Genomic DNA, 11,420 nt, shown 5'->3' with positions numbered 1-11,420 from the left:
TCCCCGCGCCCCTGAAGGCTTGGGCCTTCGGCCCGGCCTTCAGCCGAAAAGCACGGGGCGCAGCCCCGGGCGCTTTTCAGGGGTGCTTTTCAGGGGCGCGGGGAACTGCGCGATCAGCACCCACTCACCCGCACCCGCCAAAACCCCCCGCACCCCCGAGCTGTGAGGCCCGAGCTGTGAGGCGCCCGGCCTACTCCTCGCCGTCCTTCTCGCGCTTCTCCCTCTCCTGCCGCTTCAGTTCCTCCTCGCGGCGCCGCAGATCCGCCTCCCAGCTCTTGAGGAGCGACTCGTCCTTCTTGTTCTCCTCGGAGAGCGACTTCAGGAACTCGGGATTGTCGTCGGGGGCGACATACTCCGCGCGGTGGTTGCGGTGCCACTCGGAGGGCGTGCGCCCGTTCGCGGGGGCGTGGCGCAGCTTGCCCGCGGCGAGCCACGCGATCGGCCCGACGATCCAGAAGAGCAGGATGATGAACACCCAGGCGATCTTGGGCAGGTGCTTCGCCTCGTCCTCGGGGGTGTTGAGGCAGTCGATGAACGCGTAGATGGTCAGCGCCAACGGCACGAGGTACATCAACACCCTGAGCATGGAACGCCCCCTGAAAAGCGTGGTGGGCCCGTCCGTCGGACCCGGTGGTGACCGGCGGGGCCGTGCGGCGCCGACCCTGTGCGGCGGAAAGCCATGACCTTACGCCGGGCCCCGTGACGGGGTCAGGGTAGCCCCTCGGGGATACTGGACCGCATGGCTTACGACGATCTTCGCTCCCTGCTCCGCGCCCTGGAGCGCGAGGGCGATCTCAAGCGGATCAAGGCCGAGGTCGACCCGTATCTGGAGGTCGGGGAGATCGTCGACCGGGTCAACAAGGCCGGCGGTCCCGCCCTCCTCTTCGAGAACGTCCGCGGGTCGAGCATGCCGCTCGCGATGAACGTCTTCGGGACCGACCGCCGCCTGCTGAAGGCCCTCGGCCTGAAGTCGTACGGCGAGATCAGCGAGAAGATCGGCGGGCTGCTCAAGCCGGAGCTGCCGCAGGGCTTCGTGGGTGTGCGCGAGGCGTTCGGGAAGCTCGGCGCGATGGTTCACGTTCCGCCGAAGAAGGTGAAGGCGGACAGCGCCCCCGTGCAGGAGGTCGTCCTCCAGGGCGACGACGTGGACCTGGACCAGCTGCCCGCGCTGTTCACCTGGCCCAAGGACGGCGGCTCCTTCTTCAACCTCGGGCTCACCCACACCAAGCACCCCGAGACCGGCGTCCGCAACCTCGGCCTGTACCGCCTCCAGCGCCACGACAAGCGCACCATCGGCATGCACTGGCAGATCCACAAGGACAGCCGCAACCACTACCAGGTGGCCGCCAAGCGCGGTGAGCGGCTGCCGGTCGCCATCGCCTTCGGCTGCCCGCCCGCCGTGACGTACGCCTCCACCGCGCCGCTGCCCGGCGACATCGACGAGTACCTGTTCGCCGGGTTCGTCGCGGGCAAGCGGATCGAGATGGTCGACTGCAAGACGGTGCCGCTGCAGGTGCCGGCGAACGCCGAGGTCGTCATCGAGGGCTGGCTGGAGCCCGGCGAGATGCTCCCCGAGGGCCCCTTCGGCGACCACACCGGCTTCTACACCCCGCAGGAGCCCTTCCCCGCGCTGAAGATCGACTGCGTGACGATGCGGAAGCGCCCGCTGCTCCAGTCGATCGTCGTCGGCCGCCCCCCGACGGAGGACGGACCGCTGGGCCGCGCGACGGAACGCTTCTTCCTCCCCCTCCTCAAGATCATCGTCCCGGACATCGTGGACTACCACCTCCCCGAGTCGGGTGGCTTCCACAACTGCGCGATCGTCTCGATCGAGAAGAAGTACCCGAAGCACGCGCAGAAGGTCATGCACGCCATCTGGGGCGCCCACATGATGTCCCTGACGAAGCTGATCGTGGTCGTCGACTCCGACTGCGACGTCCACGACCTCCACGAGGTCGCCTGGCGGGCCCTCGGCAACACGGACTACGCCCGCGACCTCACCGTGGTCGAAGGCCCGGTGGACCACCTCGACCACGCCTCCTACCAGCAGTTCTGGGGCGGCAAGGCGGGCATCGACGCGACGAAGAAGTGGATCGAGGAGGGCTACACCCGGGACGGCGGCTGGCCCGACATGGTCGAGTCGGACCCCGCCACGGCGGCGCTCGTCGACCGGCGCTGGAAGGAGTACGGCCTGTGAGCAGCGCATCCGCGGCGATCCCCCAGCCGGGCCGGACCAAGGCGTTCCTGCGGCTGGTGATGATCGAGCACTCGATCTTCGCGCTGCCCTTCGCGTACATCGCCGCGCTCACCGCCATGTTCCAGCTGGACGGCAACATCCACTGGGTACGGCTGCTGCTGGTCACCGTCTGCATGGTCGGGCTGCGCACGTTCGCGATGGCCGCCAACCGGATCATCGACCGCGAGATCGACGCGCGGAACCCGCGCACCGCGCACCGTGAACTGGTGACCGGCGCGGTGTCGGTGAAGCACGCCTGGACCGGCGCCCTGATCGCCCTGGTGATCTTCCTGGGCGCGGCGGCGCTGCTGAACCCGCTCTGCCTGGCGCTCGCCCCCGTCGCCGTGATCCCGATGGTGGTCTACCCCTACGGCAAACGCTTCACGAACTACCCCCAGGCCATCCTGGGCCTCGCCCAGGCGATGGGCCCCGTCGGCGGCTGGCTCGCGATCACCGGCGAATGGTCCTGGGACGCGGTGATCCTGGGTCTGGCCGTCGGCGTCTGGATCGGCGGCTTCGACCTCATCTACGCCTGCCAGGACGTCGACTCCGACCGCGACACCGGCGTCCTGTCGGTCCCGGCCCGCTTCGGCATCCCGGCGGCGGTGTGGGCGGCGCGGGTGTGCCATGCCCTGACGACGGGGTTGTTCGTCTGGTACGCGCTGGCGACGGACGCGGGCGCCTTCCTGTGGCTGGGCCTGACGATCGTGGCTGCCGCTTTCGTCTACGAGCACACGATCGTGCGGCCGCACGACCTGTCGCGGCTGAACCGCGCGTTCTTCTCCGTCAACGGCTTCATCGGCATTGCCTTGTTCGTGTGCGCGCTGCTCGATCTTCTGGCTCGGGGTCTGACCGCCTGAATACGGTGCGGCCTACCATCGAGTGCAGAAACCCCAGGGAGGCCAGCGTGACCGTCTCGGGCATCGACCGCCTGCACTCGCAGCTCAGCCGGTTCGAGGACATGTTCCCCGGCTATCGCATGGAGATTGTCGAGGGCAGCATCATGATGAGTCCGGTGAAGCCACACCACGCGGAGACCATCCGACTGGTGTGGAACACCCTGCGGGAGCAGGTGGCCGAGGAGTGGGGCTTCACCAGCGATGTCGCCTTCCCCTTCGACGATGAGAACGAGTTCTGCCCCGACCTGGCCATCATTCCCGCGGTGGAGGTCGAAAAGAATGAGGGAGCGTACTCACCGGACCTCGTCGAGGTCGTCGTCGAGGTCGTGTCCCAGGGCAGCGTCCGCCGCGACTACGAACTCAAGCCACGCTGGTACGCCTCTCGCGGCATCGCCAACTATCTGATCCTCGACCCGCTCAAGGGCCACTGCGTCACGATGTGGAACCCCGGCCCCGACGGCTACCGGGGCCGCGACACGATTCCCTACGGCCCCGACGTCACCGTCGACTCGCCGCTGGGAAAACTCACGATCGCCACCGGCCGCCTCCCCGTGGACCCGAAGGCGCGCCCTACGCGGTGAGCGCCCCGCGGGGTTGACGGCGCCGGAACAGGAACGCCGCCACCACCCCCGTCACCAACCCGATCAGGTGGCCCTGCCAGCTGATCCCGGTCTCGGTGGGGGCGATACCGCCGAGGATCGCGCCGCCCCAGATCGCGGCGACCAGCACCCCCACCCCGACCCCCAGCAGCCGGCGCTCGACGAAGCCGCTGACGACGAGGAAGCCGAAGAGGCCGAAGACGACGCCGGAGGCGCCCGCCGTGTTGGTGTTGTCCGGGGATATCAGCCAGACACCCAGACCGTCGGCCACGATGATCAGCGCGCAGACCGCGACGAACCGGCGCAGTCCGCCCAGCGCCGCGAGGAAGCCGAGCACCAGCAGCGGCACGCTGTTGGCCGCGACATGGCCGAAGCCGAAGTGGATGAACGACGCGGGCACGACGTCGATCAGCTCGGGCACCGACCGCGGCATGATGCCGAAGTCGTCCAGCGCGTTCCCGCTCGCCACGTCGATCACTTCGAGGATCCACAGCAGGGCCACCCAGCCCGCCATCAGCTTGGCGGCCGCCTTCGCGCGGTCCCCGCGCGACCACTCCCGATCAGGGCTCAGCGCCCCGCGCACTCCACCTGCCATGTCAACCCCCGACTCAACTCGTCCCCTCAGTGGAACGGCCGTGCCCCCTTGACCGGTTCCCGCCCCATGGCGCCGGATAGGCTCGGTGTCGTGAACCGAGCCAAGCCAGGAGAGACGGCGCGTACGCCTTGGATCGTAGGGGTCTCCGGCGCATCCGGCACCCCATACGCCGCCGCCGTGCTGCGCGCGCTCCTCGCCGCGGGCGAAAGCGTCGACCTCGTGGTGTCCCGTGCGTCGCGGCTGACCCTGCTGGACGAGACGGGCATCGCGTTCCGGGACGCGCACTGGCGTGACGACCTGCGGGAATGGCTGTCGGGCGGCGCCGACGGCAAGCCCGGCACGTTCCCGGTGGACGTCGACGGCGACCGTGTACGGCACTGGAGCGCCGGCGACCTGGCCGCCGGACCGTCCTCGGGCTCGTACCCCGTCAAGGGCATGCTGATCGTCCCCGCGTCGACGGCGTGCGTCGCGGGCGTGGCCCTGGGACTCAGCAAGGACCTGCTGCAACGGGCGGCGAGCGTCACCCTCAAGGAGCGGCGCCGGCTCGTCGTCGCCGTCCGGGAGACGCCGTTGAACGGGCAGACCCTGCGGCATCTGGTGACCCTGGACGACGCGGGCGCGACCGTACTGCCCGCCTCCCCGGCCTTCTACGCGGGGGCCACGCACATCCAGGACCTGGTGGACTTCGTGGCCGGGCGGGTGCTGGACGCGGCGGGCGTCCCGCACACCCTGTACCGGCGCTGGGAGGGCGAGATCGGCGGGTCCCGCCCCTCCGGGACGGGCGACACCACCCCCAGGGGCACCTGAGCGGCATCCGCGCACCCCGCGCGTACGCGCACCACTGGCAACTCACCGAGCAACTCTTCAGTGCAACTCTTCAGCGGAAGGCAACCGATCGCATGGACGCGGTGGACAGGCAGCTCATCCAGGCCCTGAGGGAGAACGGCCGGGCCTCCTACGCGGAGCTGGGGCGCCTCGTCGGCCTGTCGGGACCCAGTGTCACCGACCGCATCAACCGGCTGGAGGCCGCCGGTGTCATCACCGGCTATCGCGCCACCGTCGACGCGGCCTCCCTCGGCCTCGGCGTGATCGCGCTCATCGGGATCTCGCTCTCCGACGCCGCCGACCACGAGGACGTGGCGAACCGGCTCCGCGACCTCGACGAGATCGAGGACTGCTGGTTCATCGCCGGCGACGACTCCTTCATGCTCAAGGTGCGCGCCACCGACGTCGACGGCCTGGAGAAGACGATCCGCCGGCTGTCCGGCACGAAGGGCGTCTCCCGGACCCGTACCACGATCGTGCTCTCCACGAAGTGGGAGAACAGGGTGGGTGAGCTGCCCGAGGAGCAGTAGACCTCGGGGAGTACGGTGGCTGGGTTGTCCATTGAGGGAAGACTGAGGGAAGGCGGAGGCATGGACGTCGGGCTCAAGCGCGAGCTGGAGGAGAAGGTCCGCTCCGGTGAGCGGCTGACCCGCGAGGACGGCATCGCGCTGTACGAGTCGGACGACCTGGCGTGGCTGGGCGGGCTCGCGCACGAGGTGCGGACGCGGAAGAACGGCGACGTCGTCCACTTCAACGTCAACCGTCACCTCAACATGACCAATGTGTGCACGGCCTCCTGCGCCTACTGCTCCTTCCAGCGCAAGCCGGGGGAGAAGGACGCGTACACGATGCGCATCGAGGAGGCCGTCAAGCTCGCCAAGGCGATGGAGTCGGAGAACCTCACGGAACTCCACATCGTCAACGGGCTGCACCCGAACCTGCCATGGCGCTACTACCCGCGCTCGCTGCGGGAGCTGAAGGCGGCCCTCCCGAACGTCTCGCTGAAGGCCTTCACGGCCACGGAGATCCACCACTTCGAGACGATCAGCGGGCTGTCGGCGTCGGAGATCCTCGACGAACTGATCGACGCGGGCCTGGAGTCCCTGACGGGCGGCGGCGCGGAGATCTTCGACTGGGAGGTCCGCCAGCACATCGTCGACCACCGCACCCACTGGGAGGACTGGTCGCGGATCCACCGCCTGGCGCACGAGAAGGGTCTGAAGACCCCGTGCACCATGCTCTACGGCCACATCGAGGAGCCCCGGCACCGCGTCGACCACGTCCTGCGGCTGCGGGAGCTCCAGGACGAGACCGGCGGCTTCCAGGTCTTCATCCCGCTGCGCTACCAGCACGACTTCGTGGACGTGCAGGACGGCAAGGTACGCAACCGGCTCCAGGCGCGTACGCAGATGGCGACGGGCGCGGAGGCGCTGAAGACCTTCGCGGTGTCGCGGCTGCTGTTCGACAACGTCCCGCACGTGAAGGTCTTCTGGGTGATGCACGGCGTCCAGACCGCGCAGCTCGCGCTGCAGCACGGCGCCGACGACATGGACGGGTCGGTCGTCGAGTACAAGATCACGCACGACGCGGACAACTACGGCACCCCGAACAAGCTGACCCGTGAGGACCTGCTGGACCTCATCCGCGACGCCGGGTTCCGGCCGGTGGAGCGGAACACGCGGTACGAGATCATCCGGGAGTACGAGGCGGCGGATCCGCTGCGGCGGGAGTCTCCTCAGCCGATGCGGGTGTGAGCCGGGCGCCTCATGGCTCGGGGGCCACTGTTGTCGGGCGGGTGCGGGGCGGTGACACATGCGGCTCCGCCGCGTGGGCGCGAGAGACCCCCACCCACCCGCACGTGTCCACTATCCACATCTGTTTGACGCGCCGCCGAACGTAATGGCTAATCTCGCCCCATGACCCTTACCTTCCAGCTCGACCCTCCCCTCACGCCCGAGCTTCGCGACGGCATCCTCGGTCTCTGGGCGGACGTCTCCAATGCCGGTGGTGCCGTCGGGTTCGTGGCGCCGGTGGCGCCGGAGGCGATACGGCCCGAGCTGGTGAAGCACATGGTCGGCATGGCGGAGGGCCGGCAGCGGCTGCTGGTCGGGTTCGACGCGGCCGGCGCGCCCGCGGCCACCGCGTTCTTCAGCTTCAACACGCACCGCCTGATGACGCACTGGGTCTGGCTGTACACGGTGATGGTGCACCCCGCCCACCAGGGCAAGGGCTACGGCCGCGACCTCATGAAGGCGGCCGAGGAGGCGGCCCGCGGCTTCGACGGCATCGACGCCGTCCGCCTCACCTGCCGCGGCGGCCTCGGCCTGGAGCACTTCTACGCGGCGTGCGGCTACAAGGAGGTCGGCCGCGTCCCCGGCGCCATCCGGGTCGCCCCCGACGACCACCGTGACGACATCACGATGCTCCTGTCCCTGACCTGAGCCGCGCCCGCACCGCCCGCACCCCCGTGCAAGATCGCCCCCCGACCGTGCTTCACTGGACGGTGGCCTTTGGGAACGTCCGGTACGGAAACGGAAGAGTGGATTGAGATGCTCCGCTACACACTGATGCGCCTCGGGATCTTCGTGGGCTGCTTCGTGGTCGTCTGGGCCCTCGTCTACTCCGGCGTCGCCCCGCGCGGTCTCGGCGCCTCCAACGGCATGTGGATGATCATGCTGGCCCTCGTCGTCTCCGCGCCGATCAGCTTCGTGGCCCTCCGCAAGGAGCGCGACCGGGCCTCGGAGCGGATCGCCCCGCGCCTCGACCGGTCCATCGACCGCGTGAAGTCCAACCTCGCCGCCAACCGCAGCCAGGAGGACGAGGCGGACGACGCGGCCCGTACCCCGGCCCCGGCCGGCGCCCCCGCCAAGGACACCGACGCCGGGAACGCCAAGGCCGCCGAGAGCGGCCCGGACTCCGAGGACGTCAAGGCTTCCGAGGGCGTCAAGGCCTCCTAGGGCGGCCAGGTGGTCCGCCCGGAAACGGCCGGGATCTTTCCCGGCGGCAAAACCGTACGCTTGCCCGCATGGGTGCTGTGAAGAACAAACGGATGCCCCGGGCGGTACGGGAACAGCAGATGCTGGACGCTGCCGTGCGGACGTTCGGGCAGCGCGGCTACCGGGCCGCCTCCATGGACGAGATCGCCGAACTGGCGGGCGTGTCCAAGCCGTTGGTGTACCTGTACCTGAACTCCAAGGAAGACCTCTTCACCGCCTGCATCCGCCGCGAGGCCGAGGCGCTCACCACCGCCGTACGCGAGGGCGTCAACCCCCGGCTGCCCGCCGACCGGCAACTCTGGGAGGGACTGCGGGCGTTCTTCACGCACACCGCGCGCAACCCGGACGCCTGGGCCGTCCTGCACCTCCAGGCCCGTACACACGGCGAACCCTTCGCCGCCGAGGTCGCGGCGATGCGCGAGGAGATGGTGGCGTTCGTGACGGGGCTGATCCTGGTCGCCGCCCGCGAGGCCCGCCGCGACCCGTCCCTCCCCGAACGTGAGGTCGCCGGCCTCGCCGAGGCGCTCGTCGGCGCCGCCGAGGCCCTCGCGGCCTGGGCCAACGCCACGCCCGGCCTGACGGCCAGGCAGGCCGCCGCCACCCTCATGAACTTCGCCTGGTCCGGCCTCGGCAACCTGATGGACGGCCACCCCTGGACCCCACCGGCCGACATGGCCACGCCGTAGGTCCACCAGGTCTGCCGGCGCTTTGCCGGACGGTCTCCGGCTGCGGGTCGACCGGCGACCGGAGACGACCAGTAGGGCTGGCCCCACCACGCATCCTCGGGCGCACCGGCTCGTGCGTCGCTCCCGGCGTTCCTAGCGTTTTCGTATGACGGAAACGCTGCGATCGCCCACCCCTACCCGGTTACTTGACGTCGACGCGCTGCGCGGGTTCGCGCTGTTCGGCATCCTCGTCGTGAACCTCGCCTTCTTCGCCTCCGGCTACCCGTTCCACCTCGTCGCCGATCCGGCGCACGGCTCCTGGCTGGACGACTCCGCCGAGTTCGTGGTCCGGCTGCTGTTCGAGATGAAGTTCTACCTGCTGTTCTCGTTCCTGTTCGGCTACAGCTTCACCTTGCAGCTGGCCGCCGCGGAGCGGGCCGGCGCGAACTTCACCACGCGGTTCGTCCGCCGGCTCGGCGGGCTTTTCGTGCTCGGCGGTCTGCACGCGGTGCTGCTGTTCCACGGCGACATCCTGACCACCTACGCGCTGCTCGGTCTCGTTCTGCTCGCCGTGCACCGGATCCAGCCGAGGACGGCGGTGATCGCCGCGGGGGCGATCGTCGTCGTCATGGCGGCCGGTGCGGCCGTGGCCGCGCTGGCCGGCGCCGACCTGGTCACCGATCAGGGCGCCGCGCTCGCCGACGGTCGCGCGTCGACCGACGCCCTTGCCGGCGGCCTGGGTTCGGTGATCGGCGAGCATGCGCGCTCGCTGCCGGTGATGGCCGGAAGCCTGGCCGTGCAGGGCCCGCTCGCGCTGTCCGCGTTCCTCGTCGGGCTGGCCGCCGGCCGGCATCAGCTGCTCGCCGACGGGATCGGCAGGCACGCGGTCGCGCTGCGCCGACTGGAGCGGGTCGGATACCCGGTCGGGCTCGCCGGCGCGCTGGTGTTCGCGATCGGCGGCGGCACGGTCGGCCTGGCCGGGCTGGCGGTCTGCATCCTGACCGCGCCGTTGCTGACCGGGGCCTACGTGGCCACCCTGCTCCGGGTGTTCGCCACCCCGCGCGGCGCCCGGCTGGCGCGGGTGCTCGCACCGGCCGGCCGGATGGCGCTGTCGAACTATCTCGGCCAGTCCCTGCTGGGCGTGCTGATCTTCACCGGCGTGGGGCTCGGGCTGACCGGGGAGACGCCACCGGCGCTCGTGCCGGTCGTCGCCGCCGGCATCTTCGCGCTCCAACTGGAGCTGAGCCGACGCTGGCTCGCGCGGTACCGGTACGGCCCGGTCGAATGGGCACTGCGGGCCGTCACGAACGCCGAGCGTCCCCCGATGCGCCGCTGACCTCTGCCGATGACCTCCACCAGTGACCTCTGTCGATGACTTCCGCCAGTGACCTCTGCCGACACGTCACGTACTCCCGGCGCGGATCGTAGGCGCGGGCGGTCATGGGGGAAGGGGAGCCGAGCCCGGCATCCCGCCGGAGCCGGTGTGCACCGCTCACTGGATCAGCGGGTACACGCTCCCCGTCACATGCACCCGCTGCCCGCCTTTCCGGTCCGTGCCGCGGAGTTCGAAGTCGCCGCCGGGGCGGCCGTCCGCCGCGTAGATGACGGTGCTCGGGAGTTGGACCGGTGCGCGGAACTCGGCGCGGACCAGGGCCGCCGGGGGTGTGCCGTGTTCGGCGAGGCAGCGGGCGACGGTCCACATGCCGTGGGCGATGGCGCGCGGGAACCCGAAGAGGCGGGCGCCGAGGGGGTGGAGGTGGATGGGGTTGCGGTCGCCCGAGACCGCCCCGTAGCGCCGCCCCACATCCGCGCCGAGCCGCCACTCGGCGAGCGCGGGGAGCGGCGCGGTCGCCGACCGCCGGCTGTCACCGGTGAGGCTGGGGGCGTCGTTCACCCGGTGCCGGGCGAGGTAGGTGCTGCGGGACTCCCAGGCGATCTCGTCGCAGCCGCAATCGCCGCCGGTGTCCCGTACCTCCGTCACGACCGTGGCCTCGGTGCCCCGGCGGTGCGGCGTCAACCCGTCCACGTACACGGTCAGCTCGTGCTCCCCGGTGGCCGGCAGCCGCCAGCGGCGGGTGATCTCGATCGAGGTGTGGACGAGCCCCAGCAGGGGCAGCGGGAAGTCGCGGCCGGACATGATCCGCATGGCGAGCGGAAAACCGAGGACGTGCGGATAGGTGAGCGGGACGGCGTCCTCGCCGGTGGGGAAGCCGCAGACCCGTTCGTACGCGGCGAGATGCGCGAGGTCGATCCGTACGCCGGGCAGGACGAGCCGGTCGAGGCGGCCGACCGTGCCGTCGCCGTGCCGGACGGCGGTACGGGGCAGCCTGCGGCTCTTGCACGGGGAGAGCAGGGCGCCCCGCGCGAGGAGGGGCGGGAGGAGAGGCGGGCCGGTGAGGGTGAGCTGAGGCATCGGACGGTTTCCCCTTCTCCCCGGTGCGGCGCACTTCCTTACTCCCCAGTCAGGTTACCCGAGGTAAAGCTCTCGGAAGCAGGGTGTGCGAGCAGGGGAGATGAACGACCCTCAGGTTATTTGACGCCGCCTTGACCTGCGGCGGAGCGCTGCACGACACTGCACATCCCCGCCCCCGGAACATCCCCGGAC

At 70.3% G+C, this 11,420-nt stretch carries 13 protein-coding genes; 10 read left to right on the top strand and 3 right to left on the bottom strand.

The features are described 5' to 3' along the window. Positions 1–190: 190 nt before the first annotated feature. The gene (locus tag AOK23_RS34550) at positions 191–586 is read right to left on the bottom strand and encodes a PLD nuclease N-terminal domain-containing protein (RefSeq protein WP_055716480.1); all 396 of its coding nucleotides are present in this window, start codon (positions 584–586) and stop codon (positions 191–193) included. A 153-nt stretch (positions 587–739) separates the two neighbouring features. Here AOK23_RS34550 and AOK23_RS34545 point away from each other — a divergent pair, with 153 nt between their 5' ends. The 3 genes from AOK23_RS34545 to AOK23_RS34535 are packed head-to-tail and all read left to right on the top strand — an operon-like array spanning position 740 to position 3,716. Then, positions 740–2,197, top strand: a complete 1,458-nt coding sequence (locus tag AOK23_RS34545) for a menaquinone biosynthesis decarboxylase (protein ID WP_055513483.1) — start codon at positions 740–742, stop codon at positions 2,195–2,197. Continuing rightward, positions 2,194–3,096 carry a menaquinone biosynthesis prenyltransferase MqnP gene (mqnP, locus tag AOK23_RS34540; RefSeq protein ID WP_055716479.1) on the top strand — a complete coding sequence of 301 codons (903 nt, stop codon included), beginning with the start codon at positions 2,194–2,196 and terminating at the stop codon, positions 3,094–3,096. The genes AOK23_RS34545 and mqnP overlap by 4 nt, the downstream gene beginning before the upstream one ends. Positions 3,097–3,143: 47 nt before the next feature. Continuing rightward, positions 3,144–3,716, top strand: coding sequence for a Uma2 family endonuclease (locus AOK23_RS34535; RefSeq protein ID WP_055716478.1), 573 nt, complete (start codon positions 3,144–3,146; stop codon positions 3,714–3,716). Here AOK23_RS34535 and AOK23_RS34530 read toward each other — a convergent pair. Further along, a complete protein-coding gene (locus AOK23_RS34530; RefSeq protein WP_055716477.1) occupies positions 3,706–4,329 on the bottom strand; it encodes a rhomboid family intramembrane serine protease in 624 nt (207 codons plus the stop codon). The two genes, AOK23_RS34535 and AOK23_RS34530, sit on opposite strands and share 11 nt — an antisense overlap. A gap of 90 nt (positions 4,330–4,419) precedes the next feature. On the opposite strand from AOK23_RS34530, the gene AOK23_RS34525 reads away from it, so the two are divergent. From AOK23_RS34525 to AOK23_RS34495, 7 genes are all read left to right on the top strand, one after another. After that, positions 4,420–5,136: a UbiX family flavin prenyltransferase gene (locus AOK23_RS34525; RefSeq protein ID WP_240496698.1), complete on the top strand. Its 717-nt coding sequence runs from the start codon at positions 4,420–4,422 to the stop codon at positions 5,134–5,136. Between the two features lie 92 nt (positions 5,137–5,228). Next, positions 5,229–5,684: an Lrp/AsnC family transcriptional regulator gene (locus tag AOK23_RS34520; RefSeq protein ID WP_055513474.1), complete on the top strand. Its 456-nt coding sequence runs from the start codon at positions 5,229–5,231 to the stop codon at positions 5,682–5,684. A gap of 60 nt (positions 5,685–5,744) precedes the next feature. After that, positions 5,745–6,908 (top strand): aminofutalosine synthase MqnE, encoded by a 1,164-nt coding sequence (mqnE, locus tag AOK23_RS34515; RefSeq protein ID WP_055716475.1) that lies wholly within the window; start codon positions 5,745–5,747, stop codon positions 6,906–6,908. 162 nt (positions 6,909–7,070) lie between these two features. Next, the gene (locus AOK23_RS34510; protein ID WP_055716474.1) at positions 7,071–7,595 is read left to right on the top strand and encodes a GNAT family N-acetyltransferase; all 525 of its coding nucleotides are present in this window, start codon (positions 7,071–7,073) and stop codon (positions 7,593–7,595) included. A 108-nt stretch (positions 7,596–7,703) separates the two neighbouring features. After that, positions 7,704–8,111, top strand: coding sequence for a DUF4229 domain-containing protein (locus AOK23_RS34505; protein ID WP_055716473.1), 408 nt, complete (start codon positions 7,704–7,706; stop codon positions 8,109–8,111). A 68-nt stretch (positions 8,112–8,179) separates the two neighbouring features. After that, complete coding sequence (locus tag AOK23_RS34500) at positions 8,180–8,836, top strand: TetR/AcrR family transcriptional regulator (RefSeq protein ID WP_055716472.1); 657 nt, start codon at positions 8,180–8,182, stop codon at positions 8,834–8,836. Positions 8,837–8,981: 145 nt separating this feature from the next. Continuing rightward, complete coding sequence (locus AOK23_RS34495) at positions 8,982–10,151, top strand: DUF418 domain-containing protein (protein WP_055716471.1); 1,170 nt, start codon at positions 8,982–8,984, stop codon at positions 10,149–10,151. A gap of 156 nt (positions 10,152–10,307) precedes the next feature. Here the strand turns inward: AOK23_RS34495 and AOK23_RS34490 are convergent, their stop codons facing one another. Next, positions 10,308–11,228 carry a MaoC family dehydratase gene (locus AOK23_RS34490; protein ID WP_055716470.1) on the bottom strand — a complete coding sequence of 307 codons (921 nt, stop codon included), beginning with the start codon at positions 11,226–11,228 and terminating at the stop codon, positions 10,308–10,310. Positions 11,229–11,420 lie beyond the last annotated feature (192 nt).

It is taken from the genome of Streptomyces torulosus, assembly GCF_001419765.1.
GTDB classification, from domain to species: Bacteria; Actinomycetota; Actinomycetes; order Streptomycetales; family Streptomycetaceae; genus Streptomyces; species Streptomyces torulosus.
This window is presented reverse-complemented; position numbering and strand designations above follow the sequence as displayed.

What these genes read in the sequence shown, in the direction of transcription:
- AOK23_RS34550 (WP_055716480.1), bottom strand. Translation starts at nt 586, where the DNA reads ATGCTCAGGGTGTTGATGTACCTCGTGCCGTTGGCGCTGACCATCTAC.
- AOK23_RS34545 (WP_055513483.1), top strand. Translation starts at nt 740, where the DNA reads ATGGCTTACGACGATCTTCGCTCCCTGCTCCGCGCCCTGGAGCGCGAG.
- AOK23_RS34530 (WP_055716477.1), bottom strand. Translation starts at nt 4,329, where the DNA reads ATGGCAGGTGGAGTGCGCGGGGCGCTGAGCCCTGATCGGGAGTGGTCG.
- AOK23_RS34520 (WP_055513474.1), top strand. Translation starts at nt 5,229, where the DNA reads ATGGACGCGGTGGACAGGCAGCTCATCCAGGCCCTGAGGGAGAACGGC.
- mqnE (WP_055716475.1), top strand. Translation starts at nt 5,745, where the DNA reads ATGGACGTCGGGCTCAAGCGCGAGCTGGAGGAGAAGGTCCGCTCCGGT.
- AOK23_RS34510 (WP_055716474.1), top strand. Translation starts at nt 7,071, where the DNA reads ATGACCCTTACCTTCCAGCTCGACCCTCCCCTCACGCCCGAGCTTCGC.
- AOK23_RS34505 (WP_055716473.1), top strand. Translation starts at nt 7,704, where the DNA reads ATGCTCCGCTACACACTGATGCGCCTCGGGATCTTCGTGGGCTGCTTC.
- AOK23_RS34500 (WP_055716472.1), top strand. Translation starts at nt 8,180, where the DNA reads ATGGGTGCTGTGAAGAACAAACGGATGCCCCGGGCGGTACGGGAACAG.
- AOK23_RS34495 (WP_055716471.1), top strand. Translation starts at nt 8,982, where the DNA reads ATGACGGAAACGCTGCGATCGCCCACCCCTACCCGGTTACTTGACGTC.
- AOK23_RS34490 (WP_055716470.1), bottom strand. Translation starts at nt 11,228, where the DNA reads ATGCCTCAGCTCACCCTCACCGGCCCGCCTCTCCTCCCGCCCCTCCTC.